Here is a 20235-nt window from a genome sequence, read left to right as displayed (position 1 = left end):
TATCACCCCTCGCACCTCGCCGGGGGCGGCACTCCCCCGTCAGGCCGCCGCCAGCGGGGCCGGCCGCGCCGACCGGTCCAGCCCGAGGTTGCGGTGGATCTCCAGGGCCGCGGTGGAGCGGTTCAGCGTGATGAAGTGCAGGCCGGGCGCACCCTCGCGGAGCAGACGCTCGGCCATCCGGGTGGCGTGGTCGACGCCGATGCGGTGCGCGGCCGGCCGGTCGCCGCGGGCCGCCTCCAGCCGTGCGGCCAGGCCCGCCGGGAAGGAGGCGCCGCTGAGTTCGGCGAAGCGGGCGATCTGGCGGACGTCGGTGGCCGGCATGATCTCCGGGATGACCGGGGTGTCGCAGCCGGCCTCGGCGAGCCGGTCGCGCAGCCGCAGGTAGTGCTCGACGTCGAAGAACATCTGGGTGACGGCGTAGTCGGCGCCCGCCCGGCACTTGGCGACGAAGTGCCGGATGTCGTCCGCCCAGTCCGCCGAGCGCGGGTGGCGCTCCGGGAAGGCCGCCACCCCGACCGTGAACGCGCCGCAGCCCTTGACCAGTTCGACCAGTTCGGCGGCGTGCCGCAGGCCCCGGGGGTGCGGCTGCCAGACGCCGTTCGGGTTGCCGGGCGGGTCGCCGCGCAGGGCGAGGACGTCGCGGATCCCGACGTCCGCGTAGCGGCGCAGGACGGCCTGGAGCTCGGCGGTGGAGTGGCCGACGGCGGTCAGGTGGGCCACCGGCCGCAGCGTGGTCTGGGCGGCGATCCGCTCGGTGGTCTCGATGGTGCGGTCGCGCGAGGAGCCGCCGGCGCCGTAGGTGACGGAGACGAAGGTCGGCGCGACCGCCTCCACCCGCCGGATCGCGGCCCACAGGGAGCGCTCACCGGCGTCGTCCTTGGCCGGGAAGAACTCGAAGGAGTACGTCCGCTCGCCGGCCGCCAGGATCTCGCGCAGTCCGCGCGGCCCGCGCGCTCCGGGTCGGGTGGTGTGGTCCATGGGGTGTCACCTCGGGTGATGGGATCGGCCGCCTGCCGGCGCCGGCCGCCGGGATGCGGGCGGCCGCTTCCACCCTGCCGGAAGGGCGCAACGAGAGTGCCACAAGGATCGGTTGACGATCGGTCGAGTCCGTTCGCAGCCGTCGCGGGCGGCGCCCTCAATTACCCCTGGGGGGTATGGTACGTTCTCCAGGCGAAGCAGCCGGCCGCACCCGCGGCCGGCGCCGGGCACTGATGACAGGAGCACCCCCATGTCCGAGACCACCGTCGCCGTCGAGTCCCCCGCCGCCGAGACCACCGCCTCCTGCTGCGGCTCCTGCGGCACCGGCGCCACCGAGGCCCCCGCCACCGGGACCGCCGGGCGGGCCGTCTTCCAGGTGAAGGGCATGACCTGCGGCCATTGCGTCACCTCGGTGACCGCCGAACTGCGGAAGATCGACGGCATCACCGACGTCGCCGTGGACCTCGCCACCGGCAAGGTCACCGTCGACAGCACCCTGCCGCTCGCCGACGAGGCCGTCGCCGCCGCCGTGGACGAGGCCGGCTACGACCTGGTCGGCCGCCTCGGCTAGGCCCTGTCGGCCGAACGCCCCCGGCGGCAGGGCCGTCGGGGGCGTTCGGTGTACGGGGCGGGGGTATGCCTGGCGGGATGCGGGCCGGGCAGCCGGTCAGACCCGGTCGAGCGGGCGGTGCGGGCCGGGCGGCAGCTCCACCGAGATCGCGTCGCCGGGAAGGACCGGTCCGCCCGCGCGCACGATGGTCATGATGCCGGCCCGGCGGACGACGGCGCCGTTCTCGTCACGCCCGACGACCTGCTTCAACAGCCCCTGCCGGTAGGCGTCGATCTGCCGGCACGGATTGCGCAGGCCGGTGACCTCCAGCACCGCCTCGGGGCCGATCCGCAGCACCGCGCCGACCGGCAGGCCGAGCAGGTCGAGGCCCCGGGTGGTGATGTTCTCGCCGAGCGCGCCCGGCGCCACCGCGAAGCCCGACTCGCCGAGTTCGGTGAGGAGCTCCTCGTGGATGAGGTGGACCTGGCGCAGGTTGGGCTGGTCCGGGTCCTGGGCGACCCTCGAACGGTGCTTGACCGTCACCCCGGCGTGCACGTCCCCCTCCACCCCGAGCCCGGCGAGCAGCACGATGCCGTCACGGTTCGGCTTGGTGAACGAGTACTCGGCGCTGCTGCTGACCGCCACCACGCTGCCGCTCATGCGCGGACCCCTTTCGCGTACGGATGTTCGACCGGCTCCGAGCATAGGACCCCGGCCTCGCGGGTCAGCCCGCGGAGGGCGCCCTGAGCAGCGGCAGGACGACCTCGTCGAGGATCTCGTCGACGACGTGGTCGGGCGGGACGCCGCCGCCGAGCAGGGCGGCCTCGCGCAGGAGGTCGAGCGGGAGGGAGCAGGTGCGGGGGGTGAGCCGCGCGGGGTTGATCTCGCCCCGGTCGGCGGCGCGGCGCAGCATCGCCGTCAGGCCGCCCACCGGCCCCTGGGAGACCAGCCTGCGGAAGTGCTCGCGCAGTTCGGGGTCGCGCATCAGGTCGACCAGGAGGCCGTGCACGGCGTCCTGCGGCAGGTCGTCGAAGCGGTGCAGCAGCCTGCGCAGGAAGAGCGAGAGGTCGGCCCGCAGTTCGCCGGTGTCGGGCGGCTCCCGGTAGTCGGGGGCGTTGCGGCCGAGGGCGGCGACGACCAGCGCGGCGCGGTTGGGCCAGCGGCGGTAGAGCACCGGTTTGCTGGTCCGGGCGCGGGCGGCGACACCGTCCATGGTGAGCCGGTCGTAGCCGTGGTCGGCGAGTTCGGCCCAGACGGCGTCGAGGATCGCCTGTTCCAGTTCGTCGCCGCGCCGGCGGGAGGCCCTGCCGCCCGCCGGTCCGTCCTCCGTTGTGCTGCCGGTCGTCACCGAGGTCCGCACCCATCCTTGTAGATACGTTGCGTTTCTTATCGGGCCGAGTCTACAGTCGAGATTAAGAAACGATTCGTATCTTATGTCGAGGAGGGGCCCGCCATGAGCACTGCCCGTACGACCGACGTCCTCGTGGTCGGCGCCGGCCCGGTCGGACTGACGCTCGCCGTCGGACTGGCCCGCGCGGGGGTCGACTGCCGGATCATCGAACGGGACCCGGCCTTCCGCGACCGCGGCGTCCGCGGCAAGGGCGTCAACCCCCGGACGCTGGAGGTGTTCGACGACCTCGGCGTGGCCGGCGAGATCCTCGCCCGCGGCGACCTCAACCTCAAGATCCGCAGCTACCGGGGCGACCGGCTCCGCCACGAGGTCGACCCGGCACCCGCCAACGCCCCGACCCCCGACCGCCCTTACGGCGGCCTGCTGATGCTCGCCCAGCACCACACCGAGGCCGTGCTGCGCGACCGGCTCGCCGACTACGGCGTCACGGTCGAACTGGACACCGGGCTCGTCGACCACACCCAGGACGGGGACGGCGTCCTCGCCATCGTCCAGCACGGGGAGCGCGCCGGGGCCGCCACCGAGCGGATCGCCGCCCGCTACCTGGTCGGCTGCGACGGCGGCCGCAGCACCGTCCGCAAACTCGCGGGCATCCCGTTCCTCGGCGAGACCTGGGAGGAGGAGCGCTTCCTGATGGCCACGATGCGCCTGGACGGGTTCGCGCCGGACGCCCTGCACGTCTGGGACGACCCCCGGTTCGGCGTCGGCGCCCTGGTACTGGTCCCGCTGCGCCAGGACGACACCTGGGCCGTCCACGCCTCCGTCACCCCCGACGGGCACGGGCGGCTGCCCGCCCCCACCCTGGACACCTTCCGGCAGCTGTTCGCCGAACGGGCCGGCCTGCCCGGCGCCCGGCTGCACGAGCCGACCTGGTCCACCGTCTGGCGGCCGACCGTACGCATGGTCGAGCGCTACCGCGAGGGCCGGGTGTTCCTCGCCGGGGACTCCGCCCACTGTCAGTCCGCGGCCGGCGGCCAGGGCATGAACACCGGCATCCAGGACGCGCACAACCTCGGCTGGAAGCTGGCGGCGGCGCTGCGCGGCGCCCCCGACCCGCTCCTCGACAGCTACCAGGCCGAACGGCTGCCCGTCGCCCGCGCCGTCCTGGCCGCCTCCTCCGCCCAGCACCGGGCACTGTTCAGCGGCGACGGCGGGGCCCGGGCCCTGACCGACCAGCTCCTCAGCCTGGCCAACTCGGCCGGCGCCGACCTCACCGGGCTGTCCGTCCACTACCGGGGCGGGCCGCTCGGCCGCGACCTGGACGACGCCACCGGCATCCGCGCCGGGGACCGCGCCCCGGACGCGCCCTGCGCCACCGCCGACGGCGCCCCCACCCGCCTGTTCGACCTCTTCCGCGGCCCGCACGCCACCCTGCTGGCCTTCGGCGAGCACCCCGCCCTGACCGCCCTGCCCGACCTCCCGGGCGTGCGCCGGGCCGGCGTCCTCGACCCCGGCGGCCACGCCCGCCGCGCCTACGGGATCGACGGCGACGCCGTCGTACTGGTCCGCCCCGACGGCCACGTCGGACTCACCGCGGGGGCGGTCGACCCGGCCGCGCTCACCGCCCACCTGCGCGACCTCGGGCTGGCCGACCGACGGACCGGCCCACTGACGGGCTGACGGGCCGGGCCGGGCCGGTGAAACCCTGACCGGGGGAGGTGGAATCGCTACCATCGGGACCAACGGGACAAGCAGCAGCGGAATCCAACGATCTACGCAAATAAGACAGTTGGATTCTCATCCCGCGCCGGACCGCCGACCCCGAAGGGACCCATGTCCACCGCCGCACCCGCCCTCCCCCCGTTGCACCGACTCCCCGTCACCCCCGCCCAGCCGCCCCACCCCACCACCCTCCCCGACGGCACCCCCGCCTGGCTGGTCACCCGCTACCACGACGTCCGCCAGACCCTCACCGACCCCCGCTTCACCCGCGGCGACCTGGCCACCGTCGGCACCCCCGGCGGCGGCGCCGACGTCTCCAGCAACCCGGCGTCGATGTTCAACCAGGACGGGCCGGAACACCGCCGGCTGCGCAGCACCGTCCAACGAGCCTTCACCGCACGCGCCATCGCCGGCTGGCAGCCCTGGGTCGCGGAGAGCGTCCAGCAGGCCGTCGACGCCCTCGCGGCCGGCGGCACCCCCGCCGACCTGGTCACCGCCTTCACCCGGCCGGTGCCCTTCGCCGTCACCAGCCGCCTGATGGGGCTCGACGGCGACGGCCCGGACCGCCTCGACGAGCAACGGCTCCGCCGCTGGACCAGGGCGATCCTCGCCGACGGCACCCCGGACGACGGCGGCACCCCGGACGACAGTGGCGACGCGGCGGACGGCACCCTGGACCCGGCCGAGGCGCTCGCCGAATACGCCGCCTACACCGGCGAGTTGATCGCCCGCCGCCGCCACCACCCCGGCGAGGACCTGGTCAGCCGCCTCGTCCAGGCCGCCGACCAGGACGGCGGCGTCCCCGAGGAATCACTCGTCTACCTGGTCTGCGGGCTCACCGCCAGCGGCAACGAGAGCGTCACCGGCGCCCTCGGCAACGCCCTCGTCTACCTGCTCGGCGAACGCCCCGAGCAGTGGCCCCGACTCGCCGATCCCGACACCACCGAACGCGTCACCGAACGACTCCTCCACTTCATCCCGCTCGGCGACGACGAGGCCACCACCCGGCGCGCCACCGAACCGGTCGACCTCGGCGGCGTCCGGATCCCCGCCGGCGCCGTCCTCGCCGTCAGCCTCGGCAGCGCCAACCGCGACACCGCCGTCTTCCCCGAGGGCCTCGACGCCGGCCTCGACCACCCGCTGCCCGCCCCGACCCTCGCCTTCAGCGCCGGCCCCCACTACTGCCTCGGCGCCTGGCGGATGCGCCTGGAGATGCGCGAATCCCTCCGCCGCCTCGCCGCCGCCCTCCCGGGCCTGCGCCTCACCACCCCCGTCGACCGGCTCACCTGGCAACTCGGCACCACCACCCGCAGCCCCGCCCACCTGCCGGTCACCTGGTAGCCGGGGGCGCCGGGCCGCCCGCAGCGAGCAGCCCGCGCCGGCCCCCGGGCCGTCGCGGGCAAGCCCCTGTTCCCCCTCAGCCCCAGAGCTGCTCGCCCAGGGTGGCGCCCTCGGGGGCGCCGGGGAGGACGTAGGCGACGGCGGAGGCCTGGTGCTGGACGAACGGGTTGAGGGCGTCGCGGGTGGCGAGGCGGGTCTGGACGCGGGTGAACTGGGCGGGGTCGCGCATGAAGGCGCAGAAGAGCAGGCCGCGGTCGTCCGGGCCGTCGTCGTAGCTGTAGCCGCGGCGGAGCATGCGCGCGCCACCGTCGAGGCGGGGGCTGCTGAGCCGGACGTGGGCGGTGGCGGGGATGACGTAGGAGCCGTCCGGGTTCTTGGCGTAGACGTCCGGTTCGTCGTGTTCGGCGCTGCCGGTGAGCGGGGCGCCGTCGCCCGCACGGCGGCCGATGACCAGGTCGCGCCGGTCCGCGGGGAGGGCCGCGAAGGCGGCGACGTCCATCCGGATCCGCCGGTAGACCAGGACGGTGCCGTTCTCGTGCGCCCCCGCCGGACCCCAGACCCACTGCCGGGCGGTCGGCTCGTCGGGGTTGGCGGTGCCGTCCTTGAAGCCGAACAGGTTGCGGGCGGTGGTGCCCGGGGCGGTGGCGGGCAGAAAGCCGGACTGGGTCCAGCGGGGCGTGGCCCCGGCGGCGCGGGCGGCGGTGGTGGCGAGTTCGGCGACGACGGTCAGCGTCCAGCGGTCGGCGCCGCAGAGTTGGAGGAGGACGTCGCCGCCGCCGCGCGCCGGGTCGAGGCGGTCGCCGGCGAAGGCCGGCAGGTCGGCGAGCGCGGTCGGGACGTTCAGGCCGAGCCGGGCGGCGAGGTCGGGGCCGACGCCCACCAGGCTGGTGAGCCGGGCCGGTTCGGCGCCCTGGAGCCGCAGGTCCGGCGAGCTCCCGGCGGTCGCGGCGGCCAGCAGCCGGGTGAGGTCCGCGAGCAGGCCGCGCAGGGCGTCCCGGCCGCCGGCGGTGGTCGCGGGTGCGAGGTCGAAGGCCAGCAGCTGGGTGGCGGGTTGCGGCGGTGTGGTCACGCCGGCCTGGCGGGGGCCGTGGAAGAGGGGTGCCGGTCCGGGTGGCGGGGCCGCCGGGTGCGGCGCGGCGCCTTCGTGGCCGCCGTGCGCCAACGCCTGGACGCCGGCGCCGAGTCCGGCGGCGAGCACCGCTCCGGCCGCGAGCAGCGCCCTCCGCTCCACACCGGATCCGGCGGCTTCCGTCTGTTTCCGCACTTTTCCGGTTTCGGCATGCATGGGCGACATTGGAGACGATAGAACACCTCTCATGCAAATCCCGATGATGCGTCAACTCACCCACCGACCCTCACCTGCACGTGCGACGAGACCGCTGCGACGGCTGTCCGCGGCGCTGCTCGCCGCCACCCTGGCGCTGGCCGGCTGCGCGGCATCGGGCTCCTCCTCCGACGAGGCGCGCCATCCGGCCGGTACGGTCGTCCAGGTCCCGGAGGACTTCCCGACCGTGCAGCAGGCCGTGGACGTCGCGCGCGAGGGCGACACGGTGCTGGTCCACCCGGGCGTGTACCCGGAGAGCGTCCGGATCACCAAGCCGCGCATCGTCCTGCGCGGGACGGACCGCAACGGCGTCGTCCTCGACGGCGGGGTGCGGCTCGTCAACGGCATCACCGTCACCGGCGCCGGCTCGGTGGTGGAGAACCTCACAGTGCACGGCTACCTCGCCAACGGCGTCCTGTTCACCGGCGTCACCGACGAGCACCTGCAACGGCACGGCGCCGGCGGCTCCGCGTACGACCCGCTCGACACCAACCGCTTCCCGCCCGTCCAGGGCTTCCGGGCCTCCCGGGTGACGGCGTACGACAACGGCCTGTACGGCATCTACGCCTTCGACGCGCGCGGCGGCGTGATCGAGGACTCCTACGCCTCCGGGCAGGCCGACTCCGGGATCTACGTCGGCCAGTGCAAGCCCTGCGACACCCTCGTGCACGGCAACACCGTGGAGCGCAACGCGGTCGGCATCGAGCTGACCAACGCCTCCGACGGGCTCAGCATCCTCGGCAACCGGGTGGTCGGCAACCGGGTCGGCGTGACGGTGAACTCCAACGACCTGGAATCCCTCGCCCCGCAGCACGGCGCGGTGATCGCCGGGAACGTGATCGCCGACAACAACGCCGCCGACACCCCGGAGCAGGCGGACGGCGGCTTCGGCATCGGCCTCGGGATCGGCGGCGGCACCGCGAACCAGGTGCTGCGCAACCTCGTCCAGGGGAACCGCGCCGCCGGGGTCATCGTCACCGACCCGCCCGGGCACCCGGCGAGCGGCAACCGCGTCGAGGGCAACCGCGCCACGGGCAACGGCGTCGACCTCGTGCTGGCCTCCACCGACCCCGGCAACTGCTTCACCGGCAACACGCCCGACACCCAGAGCCCGGAGCAGTTGGAGGGCCTGGCGGCGTGCGGGGCGCAGGGCCGCGGCCCGCTCCCCGGCGGCCGGCCCGCCACCGTCATGGCGCCGCCCGGCGTGCCGTTCCACCAGGTGCGGGCCCCGGACGCGCAGCCCTCCCTGCCCGACCCGTCGGCGCCGGGCCGGCCGGCGACGGACCTGCCGGGGCCCGTCGACCCGGACCGCTACGCCCTGCCCACGGACACCGCCGCCGTGCCGCAACCCCGGTGAGCCCGGGCCCCGGTGAGCCGCAGCCCCGGCGGCCCCGGGGCCTCACCCGGCGGCCCACGGCGCCTCCGGCATCCGCACGCCGTCCTGCCGACCGGTGAGGTCGACGGTCGTCGGGGTGCCCAGGCCGGACATCCGCATGGTGACCCGGCGCAGCGCGCCGGCGCCGTCGACCCAGTAGGTCAGCGGCGACGGCCCGCCGTCCGGGGCGGCGCCCTGGGCGCGCGGGCCCGAGAAGCGGTCGTAGTCGCGGCCGTCGATGCGGTCCCGGCCGAGCAGGCGCGCCCCGGACTGGGCGAGCAGCAGCGGGTTGTCCGGCCGGTCCGCGCCGAGGCGGACCAGCAGGCCGAGCCCGGCGTCCAGCGGGTCCGCCGTGTAGGAGCGCGGCGACCAGCCGGAGCGGGGGACGTGCTCGGCCTGCTCCCAGGCGGGGCCGGAGCCGGCCGGCTCCGGGGCCAGCCCGAGGCCGTCGCCGTCCCAGATGATCAGGCCGTGGTCGAGCTGACCCGAGGCCCCGGAGACCTGGTAGCGGCCCACCCCCCGGCGGGTGCGGTAGTCCACCACCCCCTCCACCCGGATCTGCACGCCGCCGCCCTCCGCCGCGGTGAGCACCACCGCCGCCGGGCTGGCCTGGTACAGCGTCAGCCGGGACAGCGCCAGCCGGGACGCCTCGTCCATGGTCACCGCCCGTTCCTCCGGTTCGCCCCAGGCCGTCACCCCGAGGACCGTGGCCCCGGCGACCACCACCGCGCCGACCACCCCGACGAGCAGGCGCAACCGCGCCCTCTTCCCGATCTTCCTGCGGGCCATCTGGCAGCCCTCCTCCTTGTCATCACCGTCGTGCTCGTCGTCGCCGTCGTGCTCGTCGTCACCGTCGTGCTCGTCGTCACCGTCGTGCGAACGAGCGGCGGGCGGGCCCGTGGCATGAATCACGCCACGGGCCCGCCCCTCCTCACCGCTTCCTATTCCTACTGGTGCCGCGCCCTGCGCTTACGGGCGACGAGGACCAGCGCACCACCGGACGCCACCAGCACCGCGCCGCCGACGATCCCCAGCGGCACCAGGGCACTGGCGCCGGTGCTGGGCAGCTGTCCCCCGGGCGGGGGCAGCGGGTTCGCCGTCGACGGGCTCGGCGACTCCGTCGGCCCCGGCGGCGTGGTCCGCTCCGGCGTGCTCGGCGAACTCGACGGGCTCGGCGGGCTCGACGAGTTGGTCGGCGTCGGGGTCGGCGTCGGAGTGGGCAGCAGCCGGTTGACCGCCGTCACCGAGACACCGTCCGCGAGGTTGTCGGAGGTCAGCGCCAGCGGGCCGAACACGGTGGTGTCCGGAGCCGCGTAGCCGTCGGGCGGGCTGAGCTCCTGCCAGTAGTACGTCCCCGGCACCCCGGCGCCCTGGCAGAGGCCGTCGGCGCCGGTCGTGCAGGGGCCGCCCACCGCCGTATCGGGCTTGTCACCGCCGGTCTGCAACCCGTCGGTGCCGTTGGTGTCGTGCCACAGCTGGAACTTCGCCCCCGCCAGCGGCTTGCCGTCCTGGTCGTGCTTGACCAGGCGCAGCGCGCCCTCCTGCTGCCGGAACCCGAAGTCGAAGGTGTGGTCGTTCTCGCCCGGCCCGCCGGTGGTCAGCGCCCGCTCGGGGAACTTCGTACCGGGCGGCACCAGGCCCTTGGAATCGATGAAGTGGTTGTCGCCGACGTCCGCGTCGGTGGGCACCCACTGGTAGAGCGGCCCGCCCTTGGCGTAGTCCGCCGGGTTGTCGAGCCGGATCGTGTACTTGGTCCTCGGCTTGAGACCGCCGGTGACGTTCGAGTCGTCGAAGTAGTACTCGCCGCGCTTCGTCGTCTTCGTCGTGCCGACCAGCTTGCCCGACTCGTCGTAGAGGTGGACGGTCGCGCCCTCGACGGGGCGCTGGCCCGGGTTCTGGACGCCCTTGCGCTCGGGGTCGTACCAGACCCGGTTGCCGATCTGCAGCGGCGCCTGGTCGCAGAGCACCTCCAGGTCGCCCATCGAGGCGCCCTTGCCGAACGGCGCGATCGTCCCGGCCGGGTTGAGCCGGAAACCGAACTGCGGGTCCTGCTGGCCGTTCGCCCGCTGGAGGAACGACGTGCCGTACCCGAGAGCGGTGTGGTTGGGGTCGAAGGCGGAGACCGCGACGGTGCTCTCGACCTTGGACAGCGCCATGCCGGCGAACGCCGTGTTGCGGTGGCCTCCCCAGGTCGTGTCGAAGAACCGGGTGCCCCGGGGGGCGAGCCCGCACCCGTTGTTGGTGTCCATCACGTACGTGCCGTTCGCCCGGCAGGCCTTGTTCAGGTCCCCGCCGGACATGACGACGGCGACGAAGCCCGGCACCGGGGCGCCCGGCGCGCGGTCGCTGAAGCGGTCGCGGAAGGCCAGCAGCATCGAGCCGTCGGTCTCGAACGTGATCTCGCCCAACTCGGGCTCGGGCTTGGCGATGGTGGCGCTGCCGCACGGGCGGCCGTTCTGCGTGGTCGGGTAGGTGCTCGTCCACGGGAACCAGCCCGCACCGTCGCACGGGCCCGAACCGACGGTGGACTGGCGCGGGTAGTCCAGCGGCTGGTCCAGCACCGGCTTGCCGAACACGCCGGTGGCGAGGTCGAAGGGCAGGACCACCGCGCGCAGGTCGGTGAGCTTGCCCGTGGACTCGCCGGAGCACACTCCGCCGAGGTAGCCGGTGCCGTCCTGGAGGCCGAGGCCGAACGGACGCCAGTCCCCCGCCGCCGGGCAGCCCGGGTCGGGGATCGGGTAGGAGGCCGTCGGGCTCCCGGCGGCCGGCAGGGTGGCGTTGTAGCGGTAGAGCCTGCGGTCGTTGAGGTTGACGACGAACAGGTCCTTGCCGTCGTCGGTGATCTTGATGCCGCCGAGGCTCTCCTTGCCCGGCGTGTCAAGGAAGGCGTCGTCGGTACCGCCGCCGTGGGCCGTCGAGCCCGCGTTCGGGACGGTGGTGAACAGCGTCGTCTTCTTCTGCGCGATGTCGGTGACGTAGACCGCCCCGGCACCGCCCGGGCCGTAGTCGGTGGTGCGCTTGGCCACCGCCGAGGAGAACAACCGCCGGTCGGCCTTGTTCCAGGCGATGCCGTACAGCGTGCCGGTATCGGCGTTGGTGGCGAGGTTCGTGGCGGTCACGCCTTCGCCGTCCTGGCCACGCGCGCTGTACGGGAAGGAGACCAGCGTGCGCTGGGCCCCGCCCTCGCGGTCCATCGGCTGGCAGGTCGTGACCAGCGGGGCGTTCTTCTGGCAGTAGTCACCGGGGTTCCAGAGCCCGGTGGTGTACGCCACGTTCTTGCCGCCCGAGAGGTCGACGAACTCCTCGTTGCTGCTCAGCTGGGTCGGCGCGCCGTCCAGCCCCTGCCGCGAGGCGAACGCCGGGAACAGCACCCCGGGCTTCGGATTCACCACCTGCACCCGGTACTTGCCCCCGGACGGCTTGGCCGTCGCCGGGGCCAGGGTGACCGTCCCGTCGGCCGCCGTCACCCCCTCGATCGCGACCCCGGCGTCATCCGTGAGCGTCACCTTCACGCCCGCGAGCCCTGGCTCCAGGGCCGGTGTCCACACTCCACTGGTGTCCACCGCCCGGATCACCCGGACGGTCACCGTCCCGTCGCCGGGTTGTGGAAAAGCCGCCGGCGCCGTCACCAGCGCTGCGGCGGACAGTCCCACCGTCAGCGCCGCGACCTGCGCGGCGCACCTCGTTCGCTTCCTCGTTCGTCCCAATGTCCCGCTCTCATCATCGACGGGTTATCACACCCGGGCCGATCAGGAGTTCATCAGCAGACCGGCAATCTAATATATCCGCAAGGGAATTGACGAAAGTTCATGTGCACGCGCGACAAGAGCGGCACACCCACTCCACCACCAGTTCGAATCTGGACCCGTTCGTCCGATACCGGCCGCCCTGCTCGAAAACAGCGCCTTTGACCGGAATTCGTCCGGACAAGGCGGTGGGGTGCGGAGGCGGGGCGCGGGGACAGCACAGGGCAGGGCAGGGCGCAGGAACGGGGGTGCGGGGACAGTGCAGGGCAGGGCGCAGGAACGGGGGTGCGGGAGCGGGGGCGCGGGAGCGGACGGGGCGGGGAGGCGGCCCGGGGCGGCGGCCGGCGCACGCCTCCGCGCGACCCTGTCGGACCGGGCGGGTAGCGTGGCAGACGTGCCCCAGGTGTCCCGACTCCCCCTACCCGACCTCGCCCGGCTGCGGCGGGCCCGCGACCGGATGGACCGCGACTACGCCCAGCCACTGGACGTGCCGGCGCTGGCGCACACCGCACTGATGTCGCCGGGCCACTTCTCCCGCAGCTTCCGCGCCGCCTTCGGCGAGACCCCGTACGGCTACCTCATGACCCGCCGGATCGAGCGGGCCAAGGCACTGCTGCGGCGCGGCGACCTGAGCGTGACGGAGGTCTGCATGGCGGTCGGCTGCACCTCGCTGGGCTCGTTCAGCTCGCGGTTCACCCAGCTGGTCGGCGAGACCCCCAGCGCGTACCGGGCCCGGGACCACGACCACGCCGCCGCCCTCCCGGCCTGCGTCGCCAAGGTCCACACCCGGCCGACCAGGACCGGGGAGACGGGCGACCCCACCGGCCCGTAGCGCGGCTCCGGCCGGGCTCGGCAGTGGCCCCGGCCCCTACCGCCGGCCCTGCTCGGGCCGGTCGTCCGCGTCCGGGTCCGGGGGCAGGCCCACCTCCTCGCGGTCCTCCTCGGTGCGCTCGTCGAGCTCCTCCTCGTCGGGCCGCCGGGGCAGACCGCGCCCGTGCCCGGTGTCCGGGTCGCCTTCGACGTCCTTGTTGGACTTGTGGTGCGACATGGCGCCTCCTCGCCCCCGATTCCGCCGGTACCTTCCCACTCAAACGCGCGCCCCGGGCCCCCGCAAGCCGGGGCCGCGATCACGGGGCGCCGCGCCCGGCCCCTCGGGGAACGCCGTCGACTCGAACGCCGCCGACTCGAACTGCGCCCGCTGGTCGGCGTCCAGCCGCAGCACGTCCACGAGCAGCCGCACCGTCTCCCGCCGGGGCCGCAGCGCCCCGCCCCGTTCCAGGTTGCGCACCGCGCGAACACTCAGCGTGGCGAGATCGGCCAGTTGCTGCTGGGTCAGGCCCCGGTGCTTCCGGTGTCCGTGCAGCATGTCGCCAAATCGCATCTTTCCCGACCTTTCCCTGTCCGCGTCAGCCGGCTGCTCTAGCCTTCGTAACGCGACCGGGGAACCGTCGGGTTCAGCGGCGAACCCGCGCGCGCTTCGGGCGGCACAACGAATCTGACCGTCCGTCACCACCTGGGCGGTCTTCCTCGGAGCGGCCTGCGGCGACACACTCGAAGGGCAAGCCGCCGCCGTACCCCGGAACGGAAAGGCCCGCCCCGTGCAACGCCTCGTCCTCAACAACGGCTCCGCCGTCCCGCGCGTCGGCCTCGGTGTCTGGCCGCTGACCGACGACCAGGCCTACACGGCCGTCACCCACGCGCTGGAGGCCGGCTACCGCCGCATCGACACCGCCCGGGTCTACCGCAACGAGGAGGGCGTCGGCCGGGCCGTCCGCGACGTCGGCATCCCCCGGCCGGAGGTCTTCCTCACCACCAAGCTGGGGAACGCCGACCAGGGCTACGACCGCACCCTCCGCGCGTTCGACGCGAGCGTGCGCAGCCTGGGCACCGACTACGTGGACCTCTACCTGATCCACTGGCCCCTCCCCCGGCAGGCCCGGTACGTCGAGTCGTACCGGGCCCTGGAGCTGCTGCACGCCGAGGGGCGCGCCAGGGCGGTCGGCGTCTCCAACTTCACCGCCGCGACGCTCGGACGGCTGCTGGCGGAGACCGGCGTCGTCCCGGCCGTCAACCAGATCGAGCTGCACCCCTACCTCCCCCAGGAGCGGATGCGCACGCTCGCCGCCGAGCACTCCATCGCCACCGAGGCGTGGAGCCCGCTCGCCCAGGGCGGCCGGCTGCTCGCCGAGCCCGCCCTCGCCCGGATCGCCGACCGGTACGGGAAGACGCCGGCCCAGGTGGTCATCCGCTGGCACCTCCAGCTCGGCAACCTGGTGATCCCCCGCTCCGCGACCCCGGCCCGGATCAGGGAGAACATCGGCGTCTTCGACTTCGCCCTGGGCCCGGAGGACCTGTCCGCCATCGCCGCCCTCGCCGACGGGGGCCGGATCGGCCCCAACCCGGACACCTTCGACCCCCGGGGTTGACCAGGGGCACGGGGGCCTCAGGCCCTGCTGCGGAACCACCGGACGGTCTGTTCCAGGCCCTCGCGCAGGGCGGTCGGCTCGACCTCGGGGAACAGGGTGCGCAGCCGGGTGTTGTCCGCCTGGGAGTGCCGGACGTCTCCGGGGCGGGCTGCGGTGTGCTGCGGGTGCAGGGTCGTCCCGGTGGCGAGTTCGAGTTCGGCGATCAGGTCCAGCAGGGAGGTGCGGGTGCCGTAGGCGAGGTTCACCGGTTCGGGGTCGGCGACGGTGCGCAGCGCGGCCCGGGCGAGGATGCGGCAGACGGTGGCGACGTACGTGAAGTCGCGGGTCTGGCCGCCGTCGCCGTGCACCACCAGGGGCCGGCCGGTGGTCGCGGCGCTGATCCAGGCCGGCACCACGGCGGCGTAGGCGTGCCCGGCGGGCTGCCGGGGCCCGTAGACGTTGAAGAAGCGGAACGGGAGGACCGGCAGGCCGTAGGAGTGGTGGTAGGCGCTCAGGTACGCCTCGCCCGCGAGTTTGCTCGCGGCGTACGGGCTCATCGGGGCCGGGAGCAGGCCTTCGTGTTTGGGCAGGCGCGGGTTCGCGCCGTAGACGGAGGACGAGGAGGCGGCGATCACCTGCACGCCGCCCGCCCGTCGGGCGGCTTCCAGGACGGACAGCGTGCCGGTGGCGTTGGCGTGGTGGCTGGCGACGGGGTCGTTCACCGACCGGGGTACCGACGGGAGCGCCGCCAGGTGCACGATCGCGTCGATGCCGTGGAACGCGCGGTCCAGGAGGGCGGCGTCCAGGACGCTGCCTTCGAGGAAGTGGACGGCGAGTGGGGCGAGGTTGTCCTTGGAGCCGGTGGACAGGTCGTCCACGATCCGGACTTCGGACACCTGCGAGCACTCGGCCAGGGTGTGGGCGAGGTTGCTGCCGATGAATCCGGCGCCGCCGGTGATCGCGATCTTCATGCCGGTCCCTCCCTGTCAGAGGATGTCGATGTTGTCGCCGCTGAGGCGCCGGCGGCAGTCCAGGACGTACGTGGAGCAGGCGGCGATGGTGTCGTAGTCGAACGCGTCGTGGTCCGTGAGCAGCACCACCGAGTCGGCGGCGGCGAGTTCACCGGGGGTGGCGGCCACCATCCGTACGCCGTCGAGCGCGTCGGCGGGTGCGGGCAGCGGGTGGACGACGTGCGGGTCCGCCGCGTGCACCTGCGCGCCCATCGCGAGGAGCAGTTCGGCGACGCGGGCGGAGGGGGTCTCGCGCGCGTCGCTGGTGTTGGCCTTGTAGGAGAGGCCGAGCAGCAGGACCCGGGAGCCTTCGACGGTCTTGCCGCGCCGGGCGAGGGCGTCGACGAGTCGGCGCACGACGTAGTCGGGCATGTGGCTGTTGACGTCGTTGGCGAGTTCGACGAACCGGAAGGTGCGGCCGGCCGTGCGCTCCGCCCACCAGGACAGGTACGACGGGTCGATCGGCAGGCAGTGCCCGCCCACGCCCGGGCCGGGGACGAAGCGCAGGTAGCCGTACGGCTTGGTGCTGGCGGCGTCGATCGCCTCCCACACGTCGACACCCAACTCGTGGGCGAACATGGCGAGTTCGTTCACCAGGGCGATGTTGACGTGGCGGAAGGTGTTCTCCAGGAGCTTGGTCAGCTCGGCGGTGCGGCAGGTGGTGACCGGTACGACGGCGTCGACGATCGAACCGTAGAACGCCTGGACGCGCTCCAGGGACGTCCGGTTCACCCCGGAGACCACCTTGGGCGTGTTCTCCAGGCGCCAGCGCGGGTTCCCCGGGTCGATCCGCTCGGGGCTGTAGCCCAGGTGGAAGTCCCGGCCGGCCACCAGCCCGGACATCTCCTCCAGGATCGGCCCGACCAGTTCCTCGGTCGTGCCCGGGTAGGTGGTCGACTCCAGGACGACCATCGCGCCCGGCCGGAGCAGCACGCCCAGCGTGCGGGCCGACTCGGCGACGTGCGAGAGGTCCGGCAGTCCCTCGCGCAGCGGGGTGGGGACGGTGATCACCGCGATGTCGAAGCCGCCGCAGTCCGCCGGGTCGGTGCTGGCGCGGTAGGCCCCGGAGGCGAGCAGCGGAGCCAGGCGCGCGGAGGGGACGTCCAGGACGTACGACTCTCCCGCGCGCAGCTGCCCGACCCGTTGCTTGTCCACGTCGAAGCCGACGACGCGGTGGCCGGCCTGCGCCGCGCGGACCGCCAGGGGCAGCCCCACGTAGCCCTGGCCGACGACGACCACCCGGCTGGGAGGCGTCGACGGGACGGACGGTGCGCGAGCGCTCAGGCGGTGCGCCGCGGCGTCGCCGGTGTCCTGCCGTGCGGGCATACACGTTCCCCTCCGGGCGAAACCGCCCCAGTTGTATCGGCATGCGCAAGACCACTGCCCGGCGGGGCGGCGGGTGCCGTCCGGGCCTCAGGACAGCAGGGTGACGACGTTGCGGGTGATGGCGCGCACCTGCGGGTCGAGGGGCAGGAGGCGGGCCCAGTCGGTGGTGGCGGCGGTGAACACCGTGCCGCCCCTGGTGTACAGGCCGAAGGTCGCGGCCCGGCCCGGGTCCGGGTCCTCGCGGGCGGCGAACTGCCAGCCGGCGGCCGGGTCCGTGGGCAGGTCGGCGACCCCCAGGATGGTGAAGCCGGCGGGCGTGCCGTCCGCTCCGGTCGCCACCGCCCGGTGGGCGGCGTCGCGGCGGTGGGCGGCGCCGTCGCACTCGTAGCCCACCAGGGCGTGTCCGGCGCCGAGGACGTCGCCGTCCCGCAGTCCGGTGCCCGCGAAGACCGGGTGGTCGGTGTGCTGGACGGTGAAGCCCAGCGGCGCCCGGCGGCCCGCCCAGTGGCCGCCGCCGCTGCGGTAGCTGACGCCCGTCAGCGCGTTCTCCGGGTCCGACTCCCACCAGTGGCCGGGGGAACCGCGCAGTCGGTCGACGTCGACGTCCCGGACGCCGGGCGGGTACTTGGCGCAGCGCAGGGCGGCGCCGTCGCCGCTCACCGTCACCCGCCACCAGCAGGTGTTCGCCCCGAACAGCGCGAAGTTGCCGCCCCGGTCGCGGAAGGCGGTGACGTTGCGGCGGACGTCCTCGCTCCAGTACTCGTCGTGGCCGGCGGAGATCAACAGCCGGTAGCCGTCGGTGAGTCGGGGTGACTCGTGCAGGTCGAGGTCGGTGCAGTAGTCGGCCTCGAAGCCGGCGGCCTCGAACCAGGCGATGAACGGGGCGTCCCAGTGCGCGAAGGTCTGCCGGGGGGTGCGCGGGTCGTGGGCGTCCGGGTGGCCCTTGACCGGGCCGCCGATGCCGCCGCCCGGGCGGCGCAGGCTGACGGTCCTGGTGCCGGCGCGCAGCGCGGCCTCGTCGTGGTGGAGGGGGCCGTACAGGCATCCGCCGCCACTTCGGTTGTAGGCGTGGTAGGTGAAGACCGGCACCTTGTAGAGGATGCGCGACGTCCGGGCGGGTTCCCGGGGCCGCACCACGAACAGGATCCGGGAGCGGCGCGCGTCCAGGGCCTCGGCGCCGGGCGGCGCCGGGTCCGCGGACGCGGTCGTCGCGGGGCTCAGCACGGCGATGTACACCCCGGAGGGCCAGTCCGCGGGAATGGTGACGTCGTGGCCGGGCCAGCGCCAGTCCTGGTCGTGCCGCCCGGGCGGCGCGTACCGCCCCGGCCCCTGGACGGAGCCCAGGTGGCGGATGCGGGCGCCGCAGCGGAAGAAGTCGGCCCGGAACCGGGCCGCGCGGGTCGACACGTGCAGCCGCAGGGTGTCCCCGGCCCGCACGCTCGGCCGGGCCGGGTATCCGTCGACGGCCGGTCCGGCGGCGGACGCGGCCTCGCGCTGCGCTTGGGGCATGCGGTTCTCCAACCGGGGAGGGCGGCACCTTCTTGACTGATTGTCAGAATCCGTTCGCCGCATGCTTGTTCGGCGATGATTCACCCCGCGGCCCCGGGAGGCCCGCGAGCACCCGGTCGGCCCGGCGCCGCCAGGTGTACCGGTCCAGGAGCTGCCGCCGGGCCTCGTCGCCGAGGGCGCGACGCAGGGCCCCGTTGGCGACCAGTCCGGCCAGGGCGTCGGCCCAGGCGTCCGGCTCGTCCGGCGGGCGCAGCAGGCAGTTGACGCCGTCCTGGAGGACCTCCCGCAGGACGGGGAGGTCGGAGGCGATGATCGGGCGGCCGTGGGACATGTACTCGAACAGTTTCATCGGCGAGGCCCAGCGCCCGGTCTCGCCGAGCCTGCCCCAGGTGTAGACCTTCCGCTGGTACGGGGCGAGGACGACGTCGAAGGAGGGGTAGTAGGAGGGGAGTTCGGCCGGCGGGCGGTGCCCGTGGAAGAACACGTTGGGCAGCCCGCAGGATCCCTCCCAGCGGGCCCGGTCCTCGGCGGCGCCGCCGATCAGGTGGAAGTCCAGACCGGGGAGCCGGTCGGCGAGTTCGAGGATCAGGTCGATCCCGCGTCCGTCGTAGAGGTGGCCGACGTAGCCGATCCGCGGCACGTCCGGGCGGCCCGGCAGCGTCGGTGCGGCCGCGGTCGGCGGGGCGGGCGGGTCGGCGCAGTCGGGGGCGACGAGGATCGGCAGCGGCCCCAGGGCGGCGTGGGCCTCCTGGAAGTCGCGGGCGAGCGCGTGGGTGATCGCGACGACCCGGGCGAGCCGCTGGTGGCCGAGGAGTCGGTGCTCCGTCCCGGGCGGGGACACGTCCCGGCGGATCTGGTGCACCTCGTAGACGAAGGGCGCGAGGTCCGCCGCGGCGGCGAGGCCGTAGGGGTCGCGCCCGTAGACGAGGTCGGGAGCGGTGTCACCGGCCAGCAGGTCCCGGACCCGTTCGGCGCGCCGCCAGTAGCCGGCCGGGGTGTCCTCGGGGATGGGCACGGCGCGGATGGGGAAGCGGTGACGGACGCCGTAGTAGGCGTACGCGTCGTCGGCCGGGTACGAGCCGGGCGCGGTGTAGAGGGTGACGTCGTGCCCGGCGGCGGTGAACGCGTCGCACATCCGCATCACGTGGACGCCGTTGGCGAAGAACGAAGGGATGGTGCCGCCGTGCAGGTAGGCGATGCGCACTCCGGTCTACTCCTCGATCGGTGGGGGCACCGGCAACCGGTGCGGGTCGGCGGCGGGCCGGCGGGGCGGGGCGGGCTCCGGTGGGCCCGGCGGCGTCTCCTCCCGGTCGGCCGCGGGCGGCCCGGCGTCCGGGAAGAGGGTCAGGCCGCTGCTCCGCTCGACGACCGAGATGGCCTCCATCGGGCAGGTGAACGCCGCGTCCAGCACCCGTTCGTCGGGGGCGATCTCGCCGGCGGTCGGCCGTGATCGCCGGGTGTCGTCGATCGTGAAGCGCCCGGGAGCGGTGCTCGTGCACACCCCCGAACCGATGCACCGACGGCCGTCGACCTCGATCCGCCAGTCGCCTCCCATGGGCTCCCCCCTCCGTCCTGCGTTCCCGCTCCGCCTCCGGGAG

19 protein-coding genes are annotated in these 20235 nt (G+C 74.3%); 6 read left to right on the top strand and 13 right to left on the bottom strand.

The features are described 5' to 3' along the window. Positions 1 to 39: 39 nt before the first annotated feature. A complete protein-coding gene (metF, locus tag AB0O82_RS23775; protein WP_363585949.1) occupies positions 40 to 978 on the bottom strand; it encodes a methylenetetrahydrofolate reductase [NAD(P)H] in 939 nt (312 codons plus the stop codon). Between the two features lie 250 nt (positions 979 to 1228). Between metF and AB0O82_RS23770 the strand changes: the two genes are divergently transcribed. Beyond that, positions 1229 to 1549: a cation transporter gene (locus AB0O82_RS23770; RefSeq protein ID WP_363585948.1), complete on the top strand. Its 321-nt coding sequence runs from the start codon at positions 1229 to 1231 to the stop codon at positions 1547 to 1549. Between the two features lie 96 nt (positions 1550 to 1645). Here the strand turns inward: AB0O82_RS23770 and AB0O82_RS23765 are convergent, their stop codons facing one another. Next, on the bottom strand, positions 1646 to 2188 hold the full coding sequence (locus tag AB0O82_RS23765; RefSeq protein ID WP_363585947.1) for an MOSC domain-containing protein: 543 nt from the start codon (positions 2186 to 2188) through the stop codon (positions 1646 to 1648). Between the two features lie 64 nt (positions 2189 to 2252). Then, on the bottom strand, positions 2253 to 2876 hold the full coding sequence (locus tag AB0O82_RS23760; protein WP_363585946.1) for a TetR/AcrR family transcriptional regulator: 624 nt from the start codon (positions 2874 to 2876) through the stop codon (positions 2253 to 2255). A gap of 105 nt (positions 2877 to 2981) precedes the next feature. Here AB0O82_RS23760 and AB0O82_RS23755 point away from each other — a divergent pair, with 105 nt between their 5' ends. Together AB0O82_RS23755 and AB0O82_RS23750 are read left to right on the top strand one after the other, a co-directional pair. After that, the gene (locus AB0O82_RS23755; RefSeq protein WP_363585945.1) at positions 2982 to 4559 is read left to right on the top strand and encodes an FAD-dependent monooxygenase; all 1578 of its coding nucleotides are present in this window, start codon (positions 2982 to 2984) and stop codon (positions 4557 to 4559) included. A gap of 153 nt (positions 4560 to 4712) precedes the next feature. After that, on the top strand, positions 4713 to 5942 hold the full coding sequence (locus AB0O82_RS23750; protein ID WP_363585944.1) for a cytochrome P450: 1230 nt from the start codon (positions 4713 to 4715) through the stop codon (positions 5940 to 5942). A 76-nt stretch (positions 5943 to 6018) separates the two neighbouring features. Here AB0O82_RS23750 and AB0O82_RS23745 read toward each other — a convergent pair whose 3' ends face one another. Further along, the gene (locus AB0O82_RS23745; protein WP_363585943.1) at positions 6019 to 7227 is read right to left on the bottom strand and encodes a Dyp-type peroxidase; all 1209 of its coding nucleotides are present in this window, start codon (positions 7225 to 7227) and stop codon (positions 6019 to 6021) included. Between the two features lie 31 nt (positions 7228 to 7258). On the opposite strand from AB0O82_RS23745, the gene AB0O82_RS23740 reads away from it, so the two are divergent. Then, positions 7259 to 8623 carry a right-handed parallel beta-helix repeat-containing protein gene (locus AB0O82_RS23740; protein WP_363585942.1) on the top strand — a complete coding sequence of 455 codons (1365 nt, stop codon included), beginning with the start codon at positions 7259 to 7261 and terminating at the stop codon, positions 8621 to 8623. 42 nt (positions 8624 to 8665) lie between these two features. Here AB0O82_RS23740 and AB0O82_RS23735 read toward each other — a convergent pair whose 3' ends face one another. Together AB0O82_RS23735 and AB0O82_RS23730 are read right to left on the bottom strand one after the other, a co-directional pair. Next, a complete protein-coding gene (locus AB0O82_RS23735) occupies positions 8666 to 9553 on the bottom strand; it encodes a hypothetical protein (RefSeq protein ID WP_363585941.1) in 888 nt (295 codons plus the stop codon). Positions 9554 to 9588: 35 nt separating this feature from the next. Beyond that, positions 9589 to 12147: an SdrD B-like domain-containing protein gene (locus AB0O82_RS23730; protein ID WP_363585940.1), complete on the bottom strand. Its 2559-nt coding sequence runs from the start codon at positions 12145 to 12147 to the stop codon at positions 9589 to 9591. 697 nt (positions 12148 to 12844) lie between these two features. Between AB0O82_RS23730 and AB0O82_RS23725 the strand changes: the two genes are divergently transcribed. Further along, the gene (locus AB0O82_RS23725; RefSeq protein ID WP_363585965.1) at positions 12845 to 13219 is read left to right on the top strand and encodes a helix-turn-helix transcriptional regulator; all 375 of its coding nucleotides are present in this window, start codon (positions 12845 to 12847) and stop codon (positions 13217 to 13219) included. Between the two features lie 36 nt (positions 13220 to 13255). On the opposite strand, the gene AB0O82_RS23720 is transcribed toward AB0O82_RS23725, so the two are convergent. Both AB0O82_RS23720 and AB0O82_RS23715 read right to left on the bottom strand, forming a co-directional pair. Then, positions 13256 to 13435, bottom strand: coding sequence for a hypothetical protein (locus AB0O82_RS23720; RefSeq protein WP_363585939.1), 180 nt, complete (start codon positions 13433 to 13435; stop codon positions 13256 to 13258). 39 nt (positions 13436 to 13474) lie between these two features. Next, complete coding sequence (locus tag AB0O82_RS23715) at positions 13475 to 13768, bottom strand: helix-turn-helix transcriptional regulator (protein ID WP_363585938.1); 294 nt, start codon at positions 13766 to 13768, stop codon at positions 13475 to 13477. A 217-nt stretch (positions 13769 to 13985) separates the two neighbouring features. Here AB0O82_RS23715 and AB0O82_RS23710 point away from each other — a divergent pair, with 217 nt between their 5' ends. Continuing rightward, a complete protein-coding gene (locus AB0O82_RS23710) occupies positions 13986 to 14813 on the top strand; it encodes an aldo/keto reductase (RefSeq protein ID WP_363585937.1) in 828 nt (275 codons plus the stop codon). A gap of 17 nt (positions 14814 to 14830) precedes the next feature. Here the strand turns inward: AB0O82_RS23710 and AB0O82_RS23705 are convergent, their stop codons facing one another. The 5 genes from AB0O82_RS23705 to AB0O82_RS23685 all read right to left on the bottom strand — a co-directional run bounded on the left by AB0O82_RS23705 (position 14831) and on the right by AB0O82_RS23685 (position 20192). After that, entirely contained in the window at positions 14831 to 15763 is a 933-nt protein-coding gene (locus tag AB0O82_RS23705) for an NAD-dependent epimerase/dehydratase family protein (protein WP_363585936.1), read from the bottom strand. Positions 15764 to 15778: 15 nt separating this feature from the next. After that, on the bottom strand, positions 15779 to 17128 hold the full coding sequence (locus tag AB0O82_RS23700) for a nucleotide sugar dehydrogenase (protein WP_363585935.1): 1350 nt from the start codon (positions 17126 to 17128) through the stop codon (positions 15779 to 15781). An 87-nt stretch (positions 17129 to 17215) separates the two neighbouring features. Beyond that, on the bottom strand, positions 17216 to 18637 hold the full coding sequence (locus AB0O82_RS23695; RefSeq protein ID WP_363585934.1) for a N,N-dimethylformamidase beta subunit family domain-containing protein: 1422 nt from the start codon (positions 18635 to 18637) through the stop codon (positions 17216 to 17218). A gap of 43 nt (positions 18638 to 18680) precedes the next feature. Further along, positions 18681 to 19841, bottom strand: a complete 1161-nt coding sequence (locus AB0O82_RS23690) for a glycosyltransferase family 4 protein (protein ID WP_363585933.1) — start codon at positions 19839 to 19841, stop codon at positions 18681 to 18683. Positions 19842 to 19847: 6 nt separating this feature from the next. Next, positions 19848 to 20192: a ferredoxin gene (locus tag AB0O82_RS23685; protein ID WP_363585932.1), complete on the bottom strand. Its 345-nt coding sequence runs from the start codon at positions 20190 to 20192 to the stop codon at positions 19848 to 19850. Positions 20193 to 20235 lie beyond the last annotated feature (43 nt).

It is taken from the genome of Kitasatospora sp. NPDC088264, assembly GCF_040685715.1.
GTDB lineage: Bacteria > Actinomycetota > Actinomycetes > Streptomycetales > Streptomycetaceae > Kitasatospora.
The sequence above is the reverse complement of the archived record's forward strand: the minus strand, read 5'-3'. Positions and strand labels throughout refer to the sequence as shown.